The following is a 17,547-nucleotide window of genomic DNA, read 5'->3' as shown; positions in this document are numbered from 1 at the left end:
CTATTTACTAATGAGCTTCTTATAAACAACCTGATTGAGCAATTCTTCTTTTCGGGTTCTGGATATAGGAAGCTCAATTTTATTGATAAATAAACGTCCTCCTGAGATCATATCGATATGAGTGATATTGATTAAAAATGATTTATGAATCCTGAAAAAATGCTCAGCAGGAAGCGATTCTTCGATAGCTTTCATCGTTTGATGAATGACAAGCGATTTGTCTTTAAAATGAAGCTTCGTATAATTCTGCATACTTTCAATAAATAAAATATCTACCCACGAAACTTTGATAAAAGAATCAGACTGTCGCACATACAAAAAAGGATCATCGAAAGGGGTATTCTTTTTTATTTTTTCAGACATAATGAATTGTTGCTGTGCCTTATTCACCGCCTGGTAAAAACGATTAAAAGCAATAGGTTTCAACAAATAATCAACTACCTGAAGTCTGTATCCTTCCAAAGCATATTCCGAATAAGCGGTTGTAAGAATACACAACGGCGGGTTTTCTAATTGCTCCAAAAACTCTAGCCCGTTAAATAAGGCATGTTAATATCCAGAAAAAGAAGATCGATCTGTTTTTCCTGTACTTTAGAATTGGCTTCCAAAGCAGTTGCACAAGTATCTACAACCTCTAAAAAATCAATTTGATCTGCCATTTCTTTCAGATGAAATCTCGCTAACGGCTCATCATCTATAATTAAGCATTTCATTTTGGGAAGATTATTGTTCGTCATTTTCTTGGGATAATTTTAAAGTTAAAGAAACTTTGTAGATGTCATCATTAGATTCGATTTTTAACGTGTGTGAATCCGGATATTGAAGATTTAGCCGTTTTTTTACATTTTGAAGGCCGATTCCGTGTGCGCTGTCTTTCTTTTTGTAAGTGGTGATGTTTGAATAAGAATTTTCAACATAAAAGGAAAGCGTATTGTCTTTTTCTTTACATGAAATGATGATGTAGCCTTTGTGTCCGGGCAAACGACAAACATATTTAAAAGCATTTTCTATAAATGGAACGAGCAGAAGAGGAGCAATGAAAGCTTTTTTATTATTAATATCCCAGGTGGCTTTTACATCTAGTTCATTTCCCCATCTCAATTTTTCAACTTCCACCAGATCTTGGAGATATTGAATTTCCTGGTTGACCATAACCTGATTTTTATTGCAGTGATACAATTGATACCGCAGAATATCAGAAAATTTTAACAACAGAAAAGAAGCAAGCTCCGTATTCGTTTTCATTAAAATATGAATGTGATTCAAAACATTGAACATCACATGCGGATTGATCTGATCCTGTAATAGTTTAAGCTGACTTTCCAAATGTGCCTGCTGTAATAAAATATGATCCCGTTCTATTTTTCCGTGTTCAAGATAAAACCTTATTCCACAAGCAGTTCCGATAATGAGAAGCGATGCAGGAATTGATAAATAAAAACCTTTCCATAAGACAGCCAAATGCCCCGAGAAACTTGGCGGAAGAGGAGTCTGCGCGTCAATATTGATATAAGCAAAGACAAACGAGAATATAAAACTCAGTAAAATAATTACAATTCCGGCTTCTACTAAAAACTGATTCATCTTTTTGGAAATCAGTGCTTTTGGGAGAAGTTTGTCGGTTAAGAAATGAGCAAAAATAAAAGAACTTATCAGGATGATAGAAGTCTGTATAAAGGCATTATACATTCCGGCGTCAACCTGAATCTGCATCCAGATCGCCATCCCGAAAACAAGCCAGAAAATGATAATTAATATATGTTTTTTTAAGACTAAAGGCTTTGTCATAGATTGAGCAAGGTAGATTTATAAAAAATTAGAAACCGCAAAACTGCAGTTTCTAATACGTAAAGATAATTTAAGTTTTTAGAACAGGAAATATCCTATTCCCAGTGAAAAGCTGTGAGGTTTAGATTTAAATTCCTTGCTGATGCTGGATAATCCTGTCTCATAACGAAGATCAACGGAGAAGTTTTTATAATCCATTCCGACGCCTCCTGTGATCCCGACGTTGAACTTATCAAATTTTTTGAATCCTTCCTGAAGAGCTTTCGTTGCAGATAAATTATCATTAAAAGCATAACTGTAAACGCCACCTGCAAACGCCCTGATATTGAAATCTTTGTTGTTGACGATTTTATAACCAACGACGATAGGTACATCAATGGAATTCCACTTTAATTTTGAAGAACTCCTGTCTTTCATTTCGTAAGAAGTTTTTCTTTTGTTGAACAAAACCTCTCCCTGTACATATAAACGGTTAAAATCTACTCTTGTCATCACTCCAGCTTGATATCCCAAGCCATATTTCCCCTCGATTCCGGAAGATTCAGTAGATGTTTTTGTAAAATTAGTTCCTCCTTTGATACCGATGTGGAAGGCCGGGGTTTGCTGTGCATTGGCTTCAACCGAGCAAGTAATGCATACAAATAATGAGCTTAATGCTAAAAAACGTTGTTTCATAAGATGTTATTAAAAATCTGATGCAAAACAACAACTGCAGGCGATGATTTGAAATTTTATTTGATGAATGGTAAGGATGATTTGACGAGAAGTGAATTCTGTTTGAAAAAAAGAATCCCCGCTACGAATGCAGCAGGGATTTAATATGATTTTAAATTATTTTATTACGCCTTCACAATATTCACAATCACCTCAAGCGCTTTCTCCATACTTTCCAAAGCTACATATTCGTAAGGTCCGTGGAAGTTCATTCCACCTGCAAAGATATTCGGACAAGGTAATCCCATATAAGATAACTGAGCCCCGTCTGTTCCTCCTCTGATTGCTTTGATTTTAGGTTCGATATTCGCTTCTTTCATGGCTTTTGCTGCAAGATCAATGATGTGCATTTTGCCTTCAAATTGCTGCTTCATATTGCGATATTGTTCTTTGATTTCCACTTCAGCCGTTCCTTCTCCATGTTTTTGGTTGAATTCAGCAACTTTTTCCTCCATGAATTTCTTTCTCGCCTCAAATTTCTCTTCGTCATGATCGCGGATAATGTATTGAAGTTTAGCCTCAGAAATATCAGCGGTAATATCCATTAAATGATAAAATCCGTCAAAACCTTTTGTTGTAGCCGGAGTTTCATTAGCCGGAAGTAATTGAATAAATTCAGCAGCTAAAAGACCCGCATTCACCATTTTTCCGAAAGCATAACCAGGATGTACGCTCAGTCCGTGGATTTTCACCACTGCTCCGGCTGCGTTAAAGTTTTCATATTCTAACTCTCCAACTTCACTTCCGTCCATTGTATAAGCGAATTCTGCCCCGAATTTTGTAACATCAAATTTATGTGCGCCTCTTCCGATTTCTTCGTCCGGAGTGAAACCAATTGCCACTCTTCCGTGCTTGATTTCAGGATGAGCAATCAAATATTCTGCGGCGGTTACAATTTCAGCACAACCTGCTTTATCATCAGCTCCCAGAAGGGTATTTCCGTCTGTTGTAATCAAAGTCTGACCGATATACATTTTTAAGCTTTCAAATTTTGAAGGCGATAATGTGAAGTTCGTTTCTTTATTTAAAACTAAATCTTCACCCTGATAATTTTCCCAAACCTGAGGTTTTACATTTTCACCACTGAAATCCGGTGAAGTATCATAATGTGAAATAAATCCGATGGTCGGTTGACTGTCATTCTCCAAGTTAGAAGGAACATAAGCCATAATGTAACCGTGGTCATCGATAGAAACATCTTCCAAACCGATGGTCTTTAGTTCTTCTACAATATAGTTGGCGATGTCCCACTGTCTTTCAGTAGAAGGTGTCGCTTCGCTTTCTGCGTCACTGGTTGAATATATTTTTACATAGCTGAGAAAACGGTTCAGTAATTTTTCTCTCCACATTTCGTTGAATTCGATTGTACTCATTAGATGTCTAAAATTTTAACAAAGTTAGCAAATTTGATGCTGAGAACACGTTTTTTGTATTTGAATATGAGATATTGAAATTATAAATCAGATATAAATTATTGGTTATCAAAAGAATCTTAGCTTTGTTTTGTACAAAGAACTAATTGTTTTAGTTTTATTATATTTGAGAAAATCAAAAGTGAAAATGTTTCTTACAGAATGTCCTAGAGATGCCATGCAAGGTTGGGGAGAATTTATCCCGACTGCCAAAAAAATCGATTATATCAACTCGCTGATGGAAGTGGGTTTTGATGTTCTAGATTGTCTTAGTTTTGTGTCTCCAAAAGCAATTCCGCAAATGGCTGATTCTGCTGAGGTTGTCGAAAATATCGATAAATCTTTATCCAACACCAAAGTTTCTGCAATCATCGGAAACTACAGAGGAGCTGAGAAAGCTTTGATGCATCCATCTGTGGATATTTTAGGTTTTCCTTTTTCAATTTCTGAAACTTTTCAGCACAGAAACACCAATAAAAATCAGGAAGAGGCTTTTAATGATGTGGTTAAAATGCTTGAGCTTACAAAAAGGGAAGGCAAAGAATTAAATCTTTATTTCTCCATGGCATTTGGAAATCCTTACGGTGAAATGTGGAAATGGGAAGATGTAGATTTTTGGGCCAACCGTTTTTCTGAAATCGGAATTAAAAACATTTTATTGTCTGATACTACGGGAGTTGCAACAACAGAAACAATCTCTGTTTTGTTCGAAAAAATTCCTTCAAAATATCCAAATATTGATTTTGGAGCGCATTTTCACAACCGTTACGAAGATTCTTATTCTAAATTGAAAGCTGCTTATGATAAAGGTTGCAGAAGATATGATTCTGCTATCAAAGGAATTGGCGGTTGTCCGATGGCAAAAGATGACTTGGTAGGAAATATGCCGACCGAACAGGTGATCAATTTCATGAGCGTAGAAAAAGCGGAACACAATTTGAACTTACTGAATTTCGAAAGTTCTTATAACAGGGCGAAGGATATTTTTCATTTCTGAGATATTGTCGCTTTTATTTTTATTCAAAATAGTATGACATCAAAAATAACATACATCGGCGGACTCAGATGTTCAGCAGAACATTTACAGTCAGGAACCATCATCGAAAGTGATGCACCAACCGATAACCACGGAAAAGGAGAGAAGTTTTCACCAACTGACCTTTGTGCAACTTCTTTAGCAGAATGTGCGCTGACAACTATCGCCATTTTAGGCAAAGACAAAAAAATCAATATTGACGGAGCGTATTGTACGCTTCAGAAAATTATGAAAACCGAGCCGAGAAGAATTGGAGAAATCGTTTGTAATTTTGTTTTTGCTGATACGTATTCAGATAATGAAAAGGCATTTATCGAAGAAACCGCACACAATTGTCCGGTAGCGAGAAGCCTTCATCCAGAGTTGGTTCAGACCATGATTTTCATTTATCAATAATATAGCCGCAGAGATTTCTGCGGTTTTGTTTTTTTACACTTTACAGTAATTTTAAAAATAATTTATATTTTCCTAAATTCATTCTAAGCTCCTATGAACAAAATATCTCCAATAATTTCAGCTTCTGAATTGAAAAATATTCAAATCGAAAATTTAATTATTCTTGATGCAAGAGTAGGAAAAGATGCTTATCAAAGCTATTTAAATAAACACATCCAAGGAGCAAGATTCGTAGATTTAGATAAAGATTTGGCGGAAATTGGAGAAGATGCAGCTTTTGGCGGAAGACATCCTCTTCCAACCATTGAAAAGTTTGGAGAAACGATTTCTCGTTTAGGAATTTCAGAAGATTCTCACGTTGTAATTTATGATGATAAAAATGGAGCGAATGCCGCAGCGAGAGTCTGGTGGATGCTGAAAGCTTTTGGTTTAAAAAATGTTCAGGTTTTAGATGGTGGATTTCAAGAAGCTGAAAAAGAAAGTTTAGAGTTTACATCAGGCGAAGAAACTTTTGAAAAAATTGAAATTATCGACAGAAAAGATTGGCTTCTGCCAATTTCAACCTTGGAAGGTGTTGAGAATGAATTAATAAACGATTCTGCAGCTGTAGTTGACGTAAGAGATTCTTATCGATATAAAGGCGAGTCTGAACCGATAGACTTAGTTGCCGGACATATTCCCGGAGCAATTAATATTCCTTTTTCTGAAAATTTAGATGAGAATGGATATTTCCTGAAACCTGAAATTTTAAGAGAGAAATATTTAAAATTACTAGAAAGTAAACCTGAAAAACTAATCATTCACTGCGGTTCCGGAGTTACTGCTTGTCATACAATTCTGGCTCTTGATTATGCTGGTTTTGAAATTCCGAATCTGTACGTGGGTTCGTGGAGCGAATGGAGCAGAAGAGAAGGAAAAGAGATTTCTAAAGACGTATGAATAATTTAATGCTGTAATCTTAAGATGAAATCAAACTTAATATTTCTTATCAATTTAATTACCTTAATGGTTTAAAATTAATTTTTGAATCAAAAAAAGCTGCCAAAAAATGACAGCCTCATTTATTTTAAAGAAAATTTAAAGCATTCCCAGCTCAAATTTTGCCTCTTCACTCATCATGTCTTTGTTCCAAGTTGGTTCGAAAGTAAGTTCCAAATCTACGCTTTTTACATTTTCTACTTCGGCAGTTTTGTCTTTTACTTCTTGCGGCAGACTTTCTGCAACGGGACAGTTAGGGCTCGTTAAGGTCATGATGATTTTCACATCGGCTTCTTCCGAAATCTGAACGTCATAAATCAATCCCAATTCGTAAATATCCACCGGAATTTCGGGGTCATAAACGGTTTTTAGTACTCTTATAATTTCTTCACCGATGTCGGCAATCTGATCGTCTGTAAAGTTCATTTGTTAATCTAAATTGATATTTCTCTGCAATAAATCTTCCTGACGCATACGCCGGAAAATATTTGCCAAAGTTAAGACATCTTTTTCACAATAGTCGACTATTCGCTGCAAGTCTTTTTCTATGTAGTAGATTGATGAAACCATTGAGCCGTCAATGTCGTCTTTCGGGGTCGGAATTCCGAAAACATGGGCTAAAAGTTCCAGAGAAATATAGCTTTTATAATCTCCGAATTTCCAAAGTTCCATCGTATCAAGATGAGGGATTTCCCACGGTTTTTTTCCAAACATTTGAAATGGGGTTGGCGGTTGCATTCCGTTAATCAGAAAACGTCTCGCAACCCACGGAAAGTCGAATTCTTTACCGTTGTGTGCACAGAGAATGACATCCCGAAGCCTCGGACTGTTGAACAGTTCGCCAAATTCCTGCAGCAGTTTTTTCTCATCATCATTGGCGAAACTTTTTATTCTTAAAGTTTCATTTTTCTCGAGCATTCCAATGGTGATGCAGATGATTTTCCCGAACTCTGCCATAATTCCAGCTCTTTCGTAGAAGTCTTCAGCTGAAACTTCATCTTTGCGCTGATATCTTGTTTTTTTATCCCAAAGTTTCTGCTCGGTTTCCGGAATTTCGTCCCAATTTCCGTAAAGTGGAACCGTTTCAATATCAAGGAATAAAACTTTTTCTAAAGGAATGTTCTGTATCATATTTGTGTTTGAAATTTTTAAATTAAATTATCCAACCTGAAGTCCGTTTTTTGTCGGAAGAGAAGGTGATAAAAGTGTAACATCTTTTGCATCTTCACCATAAACTCCCAAAACCAGACATTCGCTGAAGAAATTGGCAATTTGTTTTTTAGGAAAATTTACAACTGCTAAAATCTGTTTTCCAACTAATTCTTCTTTATTGTAAAGTGTCGTGATCTGTGCAGCTGATTTTCTAATTCCTAAATCTCCAAAATCGATTTCAAGCTGATAAGAAGGATTTCTGGCTTTTTCAAAATCATTCACGGAAATAATCGTTCCGCATCGTATGTCTAATTTTTCAAATTCTGCCCAGGATATATCAGGTTTTATGTTCATTATAAATTATTATTAAGTGCTGTTTCCAATAGTCATCAAGTATTGTGGTAAAATGAAGTTGTATTGAATCCAGCTTTATAACAAATGTATTAAAATAATAAGAAATCTAAAATCTGATTTAAATTTAAAATTTCCGTTTTGAGAATCAGTTAGTTATGTGTTTTTAAGAAAAAAGGATGCAAGATTTTTGAAATGATGGGTTTATGTTATTGAGTGCTCAAAAAATAGATGTTTAACGATAAATTTTAAAAAATGAAGAATTTAATTGCCTTTAAGGCATTTGCAGTTGGTTTTTTTGCATTGATAGCGTTTTCCTTAATGTCTTGTATGGATGATTACGAGCCGATTCCTGTGAAATTAGAAGATGTGAACGGGAATTATAAAGCCAGACTTTTTACAACACAAGGAAATATTAAAAATGAAAAAACAGTTGATCTTAGTGTAAAAAAAGACACGGTGATATTCAATGATTTTCCTATAAAAGAAATTGTGAAAACGGTAGTGACGAATCCTGTGAAAGCAGAAGCTGCATTGACTGCTATCGGGAAGGTGAAGTATAAGCTTAATTATACCTCATCATTAAATACCACTAACAATGTAGTTGAATTGAACTTTGCTCCAAAAACTTTAGTATTGCAAATTCCGGTGGACGGGGTTACAAAAAATGCGATTGTGAAAATTGCTGCACCGCAAAAAGGATTTTATGTAGGGCAAGATAGGTCATTAAGATTTGGCATCATTGCTGAAAAAATAACCGTTGACGGCGTTGATTTAACTCCTTACGAAATCATAAAATATGATTTTCCGTATTGTGTGAAAAACTAAAATATGATCAAAATAGATTGCGCTTTAGTAAAGGGCAATCTATTTTTGCATTCGAATTTAAATATTTAATTAAAAAATAAGAGTAACTGACGCAGTACATGGAAGAAACTAAGGAACAGATTTTGGCAAAACGCCTTCTTGCAAAAGAAGAAGCTGCCTGGAAAGAGCTTTTCGGAGCTTATTCCGGAAATCTTTCCTATGTCTGCTCACGTTACATTATTGAGAAAGATGATGTGCATGATGTGCTGCAAAATAGCTTTATTAAGATGTTCCGTTCCATAGATTCTTTTCAGTATCGTGGAAATGGCTCTCTGAAAGCGTGGGTAACTCGTATCGTCATCAATGAATCTTTAAGGCATCTCAAGCAGAATCTCAGTCTGAAAACGGATACAGATCTCGACACCATTCCGGATTTTTCTAATGATGATGAGCCTGATCTTGAAAGTATTTCAAAAGAAAACCTGATGGAAATGATCAGATCGCTTCCAGATGGTTACAGAACTGTATTTAATCTTTATGTGTTTGAAGAAAAAAGCCATAAGGAAATTGCTGCGATATTAGGAATAGCAGAAAATTCTTCAGCTTCCCAATTTCACAGAGCGAAGGCGATACTTGTGCAGAAAGTGAATGAACATAAAATGATAAAAAAAGCGCATTATGAGTAAAGATTGGCTAAATGATCTGCGCGGAAAAATGGAAGATCACACAGAAGATGTTCCAGACGGATTGTGGGATGATATTCAATCTGAATTATTCGATGAAAATGAGCATGTTCTTGGTGTAGTTCCTGCTGATGTTAAAGGTCAGATTAAAAGGAATACTTATTCCAAACCTACTACTATTATTTATAGAGCAGTAAGTGCGGCCGCCGTACTTGCATTTGTGTTTTTTGGAATCAATCATTTTTTTGAAAATTCGAATGAAAAGAAAATTGTAGAGAAAAATGTACAGTCAGATTCCAAAACTGAAAATGTGATTGCTCAATCTTCTTCTGAAGAAATTAATAATGGCAAAAATTATAGTCAGAATCACATTTTTAAAAATGACTATGTAGAAAGTATTTTCACAGATAAATTGTTTGTAAATACCTCTTCAGAAACCATCAAAGACTTGTTGAAAGGCGAAATAGCGCATGTTTTTAGCTCTGACGAAAAACAAAAAAGTTCAGATTTCAATAATCAAAATCAAATTTTATCTCAAGAAAACACGGTAAAAAATAACGATGATGATTTAAGAGAAAACGAAGAGCTTTTAGCAATAAACGAGTTAGATAAAAAACCAGATTTACCTAAAATTAAAACAAATAAATCCTGGATGGTAAGTGTTCTTACAGGAAATGCCTCTTCGGGTTCTGCAGGTCAAGTTCCGGGATATGCTACTTTCAACGGAAGCAACATGAGCATCAGTGATGTTTTTCACAGTTCAAGTACAGAGCTTGATCCTCTTACTCAGGTGCTTTTAGCCAACCAAGATCAACAAGTTGATGCCAAAATAAAACATAAAATGCCTGTGACTTTCGGTGCTTCTGTGTATTACAACATTGGCAAAAGGTGGGGAATTGGTACCGGAATTACGTACACCAAACTTTCCTCGGACTTGCATTCCGGAAGCGATGCGAATTATATACAAAGTGATCAGACCATTCATTATGTTGGTGTTCCGGTGCAGGTGAACTATAATGTAATCAAGGAAGCTAGTTTCACTGGATATCTTACGGCAGGAACTTTAATAGAAAAATCAGTTTCGGGAAGTCTAAAAACAAAATACGTCGTAGAAAATACTCTTAAAGATGAAACCGAAGAGAAATTAAGCTCAAAACCTGTACAAATTTCCGTCAATGCTGCAGCCGGAGTACAGCTTAACATTACCAATCGGCTGGGGATCTACGCAGAACCCGGGTTAGGATATCACTTCAAAGACAACAGTACATTAAACACCATTTATAAAGAAAAACCGCTCAATTTTAATCTGAAATTCGGATTAAGGTTGTCGCTCGACTAAATACAAAATCACCAAACAAATCAATTTTTATGAAAACAAAAATCACTTTTTGGCATTTTTACTTTTAAGTTTTTTTAATCTAAAAGCACAATGCAACCCTACAGTTACCAGCCCGAGATTAGACGCAATGTTTCAGGGCAGTATCGTATTCTGTAACTCAGAGTCGGAAACGTTATCTGTAACGCAATCCTTCCAAAATTACCAATGGTACAGGCAGGAATGGGATTGGCAGACTCCCAACAACAATCCTTGGGTAGCTATACCGGGAGCGACATCGCAGACATTGACGATTAATGGAACTGCAGATATGCTTCATTACTTTAAAGTAGTTGTTTCAGGGAATGACTGTACTGATGAAAGTACGCCGATTCTTGCAGACGGATATGCTTACGGCCTTCCGTATCTGATGGCCAATTTCACACCGGGAACTTACGAAGAAACCAATCCCGGAGAATATAATGTTTGTATAGGTGCATCGGTGCAGCTAGATAACGGATTTCCGGGTGTATATGGAACGCATACGTGGTTTAGATGTCTTCCTGGAAGCAATCCACCGTCACCCAATGAACCTTGCACGATACCAGGAGCAACGGGTGATACTTACATTGCAACAACAACTGGGGAATATGGCTTTTATGCCTGTACTGAGTATTGTCCCGATCAGTGTGAGATGCTTGCTTCTTTTGCTTTCATTAAATTAAATTTTGGAGAGTACGGCTTCTGTAACTTGGCAACCGGAGAAACCAAAACGAAAGAAAATAGTTTAAGTATTTACCCGAATCCTACAGCGCAGCTTTTATACATCGGAAAAGAGTCTGATAAAAAGTACAGCGAAATTTCAATAATTGATATGTCCGGAAAATTGGTTCTTCAAAAACGAGATCATCAGGCAGGTAAAGCCATTGATGTGAGTACATTGGTTCCCGCAACATACATGATTGTTTCAAAAACTGCCAATGGTAGAATTTATAAAAATAAGATGATTAAGAAATAAAAGATTAGATAATCATAGTTAGTTTTTTTATACTTTTAATGTGGAGTCGGCGCAAATTATTTTGTGCCGATTTTTTATTGTTTGATGAGAAAAAAATATTAATTTTACTTAAAACACAAAATAATGCTGATTAAAATTTATGGAAGTTCCATCTTCGGGGTCTCTGCACAGACCATCACCATAGAAGTAAACATCGATACGGGTGGAGTAGGATATCACCTCGTTGGTTTGCCTGATAATGCTATAAAAGAAAGCAGTTACAGAATCTCTGCTGCACTGAAAAACGTCGGCTACAAAATTCCCGGAAAGAAAATTACGATTAACATGGCGCCCGCAGATTTGCGGAAAGAAGGTGCTGCCTATGATTTGAGTATTGCCATCGGGATTTTAATTGCCTCTGATCAGATTTTGGGTGAAAATGTACAAGATTACATTATTATGGGTGAGCTTTCACTTGACGGAAGTCTGCAACCCATTAAAGGTGTGTTGCCGATTGCCATTCAGGCGAGGGAAGAAGGTTTTAAAGGAATTATTTTACCGAAACAAAATACGAGAGAAGCAGCCATCGTCAATAATTTGGATGTGTATGGCGTTGAAAATATTAAAGAAGTCATTGATTTTTTTAATGAAGGAAAGCCTTTGGAGAAAGTTATTTTAGATACCCGAAAAGAATTTCAGGATAAAATAAATAGTTTCCCATTTGATTTTTCTGAAGTAAAAGGTCAGGAAACCGCCAAAAGAGCAATGGAAGTAGCTGCTGCCGGTGGTCATAACATTATTCTCATTGGTCCGCCGGGAAGCGGAAAAACTATGCTGGCGAAAAGAGTTCCGAGCATTTTGCCGCCACTTACTTTAAAGGAAGCTTTAGAAACCACAAAAATACATTCTGTAGCAGGAAAAATGGGCACGGAAACGTCTCTGATGACCGTGCGTCCCTTCAGAAGTCCTCATCATACAATTTCAGACGTCGCACTTGTCGGTGGCGGAAGTTATCCTCAACCCGGAGAAATCTCATTGGCTCACAATGGTGTTTTGTTTTTGGATGAAATGCCTGAATTTAAACGAACAGTTTTGGAAGTGATGCGTCAGCCTTTGGAAGACCGTGAAGTAACGATTTCCAGAGCAAAATTTACCATAAATTATCCTTCTAGCTTTATGCTGGTGGCTTCGATGAACCCAAGCCCGAGTGGATACTTTCCCGATGACCCAAATAATACGTCGTCGGTTTTTGAAATGCAAAGATATATGAATAAGCTTTCGGGACCGCTTTTAGACCGAATTGACATTCATGTTGAGGTTCAGAAAGTTGAATTTGAGCAATTGGCGGCGAAAAGAAAAGGCGAAAAAAGTGAAGACATCAGGAAACGTGTTTTGATTGCCCGTGAAATTCAAAATGAAAGGTATAAAGATTTGTCAATCAGTTATAATGCTCAAATTGGTTCCCGTGAATTGGAAAAATTCTGTGAATTGGATGACGCATCTTTTAACCTCATCAAAATGGCGATGGAAAAACTAAATCTTTCTGCAAGAGCGTATGACCGAATTCTTAAAGTGGCAAGAACGATTGCAGATTTGGAAGAAGCTGAAAATATTTTGTCGCATCATATTTCTGAAGCGATACAGTATAGAAGTCTGGATCGGGAGTTTTGGAATGTTTAATTTTTAGCATAAAAGCCACCACAAAAGAAACTCGTCAAGTTTTCCGTCTTTAAAATAAAAGAGAAACGCATCATCTACATCTTTACCGGTCGGGATTCTGAATCGAGAGACGTTTTTCTGATCAGTAACCTCCTTTTCTAATTTCGGAAATAACTTTTGAAACTCTTCAATCGTTGTATTTTGATTCAATATAATATGATGAGATTTAATCTGAAAATTATTCTTGTCAGCATTGGCAGAGTTAAATAGTACAATGTGTTTGTTTGAATTAAATTCTGCATTCTTGGTATACATTGACGTTATTTTTCCATCAAATCTTTCAAAAGTTCCTGAGTTGGAATTTTGTTTTCCGTAGGTTTTGGTCATCCAGTCTTCATCTAACCATTCAAACGGACTTCCACATTCCCATAAAGCGGTTTTTAAAGAATCTTTTTTAGGATAAATTTTATCAAATTCATTTTGTGAAAGGATAATTTTATGACCATTAATTTCAGCATCTTCGATCTTTAAAAATTCTTTGGTGTAGGGTTTAGGCTTTACAGAAACAATCTCAGGAGATTTTATGCTATCCTTTGGTTTTATGTTTGAATCTAATTCAACTTTTGTTTCATTAGCTATGGAATTGCTATCGTTCTTCTTTTGGCAGTTCAGAAGAGTGATGAATAGGGTTAATGCTAAAATTATTTTTTGTTTCATATTAATTTTGCTACTGCACAAATATTTATAATCTGGTCGTTCAAAATTAAGTGAAATTATTTTTTATTTTAATGAAACTTTCAAAATTCTATGCTAATACCATAAAAAAGAGAACCGATAAAATCGGCTCTCTTTTCTTAATATTGGTATTGAAATTATTTTTTAATCAATTTCATACCCTCTGTTGAATCATTTGTTTTAACAATATAAATACCTGCTGGTAAATCACTAATGTTTATTCTGTTGTCAGTAACTTTTGAAATAGTTTTTACTACAGCTCCTGTTAGATTATAGATCTTAACTTCAGAAACCTGTTTTGAAGATTGTAGCATTACAAAATCTTTTGCAGGGTTAGGGTATAATAAGTTCCCTTTTTTCGCAGAAGAAATATCGTTTACAGATAAACTTGCATCATCAACACATTTAACCTGATTAGGAATAATGCTATTAGTTTGTGTACCATCACCGTTACCTAGTTGCCAGAAACCATCCCATCCCCAAGACCAAAGGGTATTACTAGTTCTTACACCTGCAGAAGAATTATCCCCAGATCTTACAGGAATTGACAACCAATCATTATCAGTACCTACTCTTGTTGGCACATTAACGTCTATCACTGTGCCAATTCCCAATTTTCCGTTGGCATTATATCCCCACGTCCATAAAGAGCCGTCGGTTCTAAGAGCTGATGAAGCTTCGTTTGTAGCTCCTATAGAAGACCAAGTATTACCAGCCACTTGCTGTGGAGTATAATGATAACCTCCTGATGTTCCTAATCCCAATCTTCCATTACCATTACCGCCCCAAGCCCATAGCTCTCCGTTTGATTTTAGCCCTAATGTATGGTAAATGCCTCCAACTACCTTAGTCCAGTTTGTATCTGTACCCACTTGTGTGAAAACTGCAGTTTCATTAGTACCTAATGAAGCAGGTGTTCCTAAACCTGTTTGCCCCTCAATATTAGTACCTGCTGACCACAATGTACCATTTGTTTTAATAGCAAATGAATTATACCAAGTAGCACAAGTTGACGCCCAATCGGTTGCATTAGTTGCTTCCTGCTGGAATGTATTGTACCAATGCACACTTGTACCGACACCTAATCCGCTCCAGTCATTATATCCCGTACCCCAAAGTGTACCATCTGTTTTCACAATAAGCGTGTGGTAATATCCTGCAGAAAATGCAGCCACATTTTGTTGAATAAGTGTAGGAGTAAATACATTGATGTTATTACCAAGACCTAATTGACCAAAGTCGTTTGCACCCCAGCCATACAAATCACCATTAGCTTTTTTACCTAAAGCAAAGTAACGACCGGTAGATATATCTGTCCAGTTACTCTCAGTCCCAATTTGCACCGGATGCTGTATTTCTGTAGCTGCACCGGTACCATCACCAAGTAATCCGTAAAGATTTCTTCCCCATACCCAAAGCGTTCCATCTTGCTTCAGCGCTACAGTGAAATTTTCACCTTGAGCCATCTTTGACCATCCCGTTAAAGAACATTGTGCACTCATGTTGGTTTGAAGGACAAGCAGTAAAACCAATCCTAACAAACCTTTTTTGTTTTTTTCAACATTGATAAAAATTGTTCCATAATTATTTATTTTTAAATTTTATTGTACAATATTACAAACATTCTCTTTTGTTAAACAATCAATAAGCTGAATGAATTCGGAAATTATTCCTTGTTGTATGATATTTAAAGTGTTTTAAATCAGTTAGGTGAAAGCGTTTGTGATTATTTGTATATTGACAAATTCACTTTGTAAATATCAACTAATTAGGATTTATTAATGTTTTATAAACAAAAAAAGATCTCACATTGTATCCTTATTCATACAGATCATAGTGAAATCATTTATTTTATTTTATTTTTTAATCAAATGTTTTTGAATTAGCGATAAAGCATATATAATGTAAATTATTTAGATTTTATTTAACGAGGGATTAATGTCTTTTTTAAGATTATAGGATTATAACATTTATATAGCAGAGTATAATTTTCTCCATTTTGTTACGGTATTTCTACTGAGATTAAAATGATTGGCCAGTTCTAGATTATTAAGCCCTTGTTTCTTTTGATAGCTAAGCATTTTCAAAATAGTGGGTTCATCATAAGATTTATGTTTCTGATTAAAAGCCAAAGTTTCTTTATCATTCAGTTTAAATATTTTGGAGTTAAGGGTGATGACATCCATAATTGAAAATTGCTCTTTATGAAGATAATGTTTGAATTCATCTTTCCGGTCAGGGCATTTTTTTGTAATGATGTCTTCAAATATTTTTTTATAATCCGGTCTGTTGCTTTCCATACTTTATTTATTGAGAAGAAGAAATGTTATTTTCATGATCATATTTATTGATCCATTTGTACAAAGTGGTTTTGGGAATTTTATATTCATCAATAATCTGCTTTTTTGTTTTTTCACCAGATTTTAGAGCGTCCAGAATAAAATCGATTATTTCCTTTGTGTAAATATTTTTTCTAAACTGGGGTAGTGAAGTTTCTTTAGATACATCTTTTTCAGATTTGTGATTTGAAGAGAAAAGCATGATGTGTTGAGAATAAATTCTGAAGAAATCATACCGTAATAACTTACTCCATCTTAACAGCATTGCAGAATCTATACCTCTGGAAGCATACATTTGATCGATTTCTTTTTCTGAGCAATTTAGAAAACTGCAAATCCGAGATAGTTCTATCTTATTCTCTAGAACCCTTTTTTCTATCAACTGACCGATGTGTATATTTTTTAAATCTATCATTGTTACAAATGATCATTATTTTCTTCTTATTTCTTTGTTTTATCGTGTCAAAGTATATTTCAACTTTGACACATAAAACAAATTTTACATTGTAATGACCATGCGTTGCTGTGAAGTAATTTTACTCACTTACAGATGAATGGCATCTATTTTAAAATTATGGTTTCCAGAAAGACCACACTGTACCGTTGTAAACAGCAAGCTGTCTTTTTGTAGTATCATAAACCATCATTCCCGCTGCGGGATTGATAATGCTTAAATGTGGATTTGCTACTTTTGGGAGAACCATCGCTTTATTGGCATCAGTTAAAACCAAAACTCCCGGCGTTGTGTCTGTTGCGGCTGTCGTTCCGATAGCAGCTTTAGCAGAATTAGAGTCTGTTTTTAATGTTTGAATGGCAATATCCGCTGTTCCTATCGTGGCCGCTGTTCCATCGTCTTCACTAAGATTAGCCCACACACCAGTGTCTTTAAGGTATTTCACTTTATGATCTGTAACATCATAGATGATGGTACCGTTTTCCGTAATTCCTGTTTTTGTTTCTACGTACGGAAGAATAAGACCACGGTTTTCTGTAGTATCAAACTCTAAGGAGACAGAAGTATTGCTTACTGCTTGTTTTCCTATTGCGATTTGTGCGTGTATAGATATACTTACGAAAACTACTGCAATTGCTGTGATTATATTTTTCATATCTATTGTTTGTTTTAGAAATTAATATTTTGAGATGATTGTAAATCAATCTCTTTTAATCTTTCATTTTTAAAAT

19 protein-coding genes and 1 pseudogene are annotated in these 17,547 nt (G+C 35.5%); 8 read left to right on the top strand and 12 right to left on the bottom strand.

Features of this window, described 5'->3' with window-relative positions; genetic code table 11:
* The 4 genes and pseudogenes from EAG08_RS10605 to pepT form a co-directional block, all read right to left on the bottom strand.
* Positions 1–737: pseudogene (locus tag EAG08_RS10605) on the bottom strand (LytR/AlgR family response regulator transcription factor).
* The gene (locus EAG08_RS10600) at positions 724–1,788 is read right to left on the bottom strand and encodes a sensor histidine kinase (RefSeq protein ID WP_129535408.1); all 1,065 of its coding nucleotides are present in this window, start codon (positions 1,786–1,788) and stop codon (positions 724–726) included. Before EAG08_RS10600 ends, EAG08_RS10605 begins: the two are co-directional and overlap by 14 nt.
* A 78-nt stretch (positions 1,789–1,866) precedes the next feature.
* Positions 1,867–2,463 carry a porin family protein gene (locus EAG08_RS10595; RefSeq protein ID WP_129535407.1) on the bottom strand — a complete coding sequence of 199 codons (597 nt, stop codon included), beginning with the start codon at positions 2,461–2,463 and terminating at the stop codon, positions 1,867–1,869.
* A 164-nt stretch (positions 2,464–2,627) separates the two neighbouring features.
* Complete coding sequence (pepT, locus tag EAG08_RS10590; RefSeq protein ID WP_129535406.1) at positions 2,628–3,875, bottom strand: peptidase T; 1,248 nt, start codon at positions 3,873–3,875, stop codon at positions 2,628–2,630.
* Between the two features lie 187 nt (positions 3,876–4,062).
* Here pepT and EAG08_RS10585 point away from each other — a divergent pair, with 187 nt between their 5' ends.
* From EAG08_RS10585 to EAG08_RS10575, 3 genes are all read left to right on the top strand, one after another.
* Positions 4,063–4,911: a hydroxymethylglutaryl-CoA lyase gene (locus EAG08_RS10585; protein WP_129535405.1), complete on the top strand. Its 849-nt coding sequence runs from the start codon at positions 4,063–4,065 to the stop codon at positions 4,909–4,911.
* A gap of 33 nt (positions 4,912–4,944) precedes the next feature.
* A complete protein-coding gene (locus EAG08_RS10580; RefSeq protein WP_129535404.1) occupies positions 4,945–5,346 on the top strand; it encodes an OsmC family protein in 402 nt (133 codons plus the stop codon).
* A gap of 93 nt (positions 5,347–5,439) precedes the next feature.
* The gene (locus tag EAG08_RS10575; protein ID WP_129535403.1) at positions 5,440–6,285 is read left to right on the top strand and encodes a sulfurtransferase; all 846 of its coding nucleotides are present in this window, start codon (positions 5,440–5,442) and stop codon (positions 6,283–6,285) included.
* Positions 6,286–6,423: 138 nt separating this feature from the next.
* On the opposite strand, the gene EAG08_RS10570 is transcribed toward EAG08_RS10575, so the two are convergent.
* Genes EAG08_RS10570 through EAG08_RS10560 form a run of 3 tightly spaced genes read right to left on the bottom strand, consistent with a single transcriptional unit; the run spans position 6,424 to position 7,830 of the window.
* Positions 6,424–6,750, bottom strand: a complete 327-nt coding sequence (locus EAG08_RS10570; RefSeq protein WP_129535402.1) for an iron-sulfur cluster assembly protein — start codon at positions 6,748–6,750, stop codon at positions 6,424–6,426.
* Between the two features lie 3 nt (positions 6,751–6,753).
* The gene (locus EAG08_RS10565; protein WP_129535401.1) at positions 6,754–7,455 is read right to left on the bottom strand and encodes a 3'-5' exonuclease; all 702 of its coding nucleotides are present in this window, start codon (positions 7,453–7,455) and stop codon (positions 6,754–6,756) included.
* A 27-nt stretch (positions 7,456–7,482) separates the two neighbouring features.
* Positions 7,483–7,830 carry a tRNA-binding protein gene (locus EAG08_RS10560; protein ID WP_129535400.1) on the bottom strand — a complete coding sequence of 116 codons (348 nt, stop codon included), beginning with the start codon at positions 7,828–7,830 and terminating at the stop codon, positions 7,483–7,485.
* 252 nt (positions 7,831–8,082) lie between these two features.
* Between EAG08_RS10560 and EAG08_RS10555 the strand changes: the two genes are divergently transcribed.
* The 5 genes from EAG08_RS10555 to EAG08_RS10535 all read left to right on the top strand — a co-directional run bounded on the left by EAG08_RS10555 (position 8,083) and on the right by EAG08_RS10535 (position 13,309).
* Entirely contained in the window at positions 8,083–8,655 is a 573-nt protein-coding gene (locus EAG08_RS10555) for a DUF4840 domain-containing protein (RefSeq protein WP_129535399.1), read from the top strand.
* Positions 8,656–8,753: 98 nt separating this feature from the next.
* A complete protein-coding gene (locus EAG08_RS10550) occupies positions 8,754–9,320 on the top strand; it encodes an RNA polymerase sigma factor (RefSeq protein ID WP_129535398.1) in 567 nt (188 codons plus the stop codon).
* Complete coding sequence (locus EAG08_RS10545; RefSeq protein ID WP_129535397.1) at positions 9,313–10,656, top strand: outer membrane beta-barrel protein; 1,344 nt, start codon at positions 9,313–9,315, stop codon at positions 10,654–10,656. The genes EAG08_RS10550 and EAG08_RS10545 overlap by 8 nt, the downstream gene beginning before the upstream one ends.
* 49 nt (positions 10,657–10,705) lie before the next feature.
* Entirely contained in the window at positions 10,706–11,650 is a 945-nt protein-coding gene (locus EAG08_RS10540) for a T9SS type A sorting domain-containing protein (RefSeq protein WP_228446499.1), read from the top strand.
* A gap of 123 nt (positions 11,651–11,773) precedes the next feature.
* A complete protein-coding gene (locus EAG08_RS10535; protein ID WP_129535396.1) occupies positions 11,774–13,309 on the top strand; it encodes a YifB family Mg chelatase-like AAA ATPase in 1,536 nt (511 codons plus the stop codon).
* Between the two features lie 3 nt (positions 13,310–13,312).
* Here the strand turns inward: EAG08_RS10535 and EAG08_RS10530 are convergent, their stop codons facing one another.
* From EAG08_RS10530 to EAG08_RS10510, 5 genes are all read right to left on the bottom strand, one after another.
* On the bottom strand, positions 13,313–14,005 hold the full coding sequence (locus EAG08_RS10530; RefSeq protein WP_129535395.1) for a hypothetical protein: 693 nt from the start codon (positions 14,003–14,005) through the stop codon (positions 13,313–13,315).
* A gap of 155 nt (positions 14,006–14,160) precedes the next feature.
* A complete protein-coding gene (locus tag EAG08_RS10525; protein WP_129535394.1) occupies positions 14,161–15,525 on the bottom strand; it encodes a T9SS type A sorting domain-containing protein in 1,365 nt (454 codons plus the stop codon).
* A gap of 468 nt (positions 15,526–15,993) precedes the next feature.
* Positions 15,994–16,323: a helix-turn-helix domain-containing protein gene (locus EAG08_RS10520; protein ID WP_129535393.1), complete on the bottom strand. Its 330-nt coding sequence runs from the start codon at positions 16,321–16,323 to the stop codon at positions 15,994–15,996.
* 7 nt (positions 16,324–16,330) lie between these two features.
* Positions 16,331–16,777, bottom strand: a complete 447-nt coding sequence (locus EAG08_RS10515; protein WP_317126261.1) for a transposase — start codon at positions 16,775–16,777, stop codon at positions 16,331–16,333.
* A gap of 157 nt (positions 16,778–16,934) precedes the next feature.
* Positions 16,935–17,471: a hypothetical protein gene (locus EAG08_RS10510; protein ID WP_129535392.1), complete on the bottom strand. Its 537-nt coding sequence runs from the start codon at positions 17,469–17,471 to the stop codon at positions 16,935–16,937.
* Positions 17,472–17,547: the final 76 nt, after the last annotated feature.

This window comes from Chryseobacterium sp. 3008163 (assembly GCF_003669035.1).
Lineage (GTDB): Bacteria > Bacteroidota > Bacteroidia > Flavobacteriales > Weeksellaceae > Chryseobacterium.
Note: the sequence above shows the minus strand (reverse complement) of the source record. Positions and strands in the feature narration are given on the sequence as shown.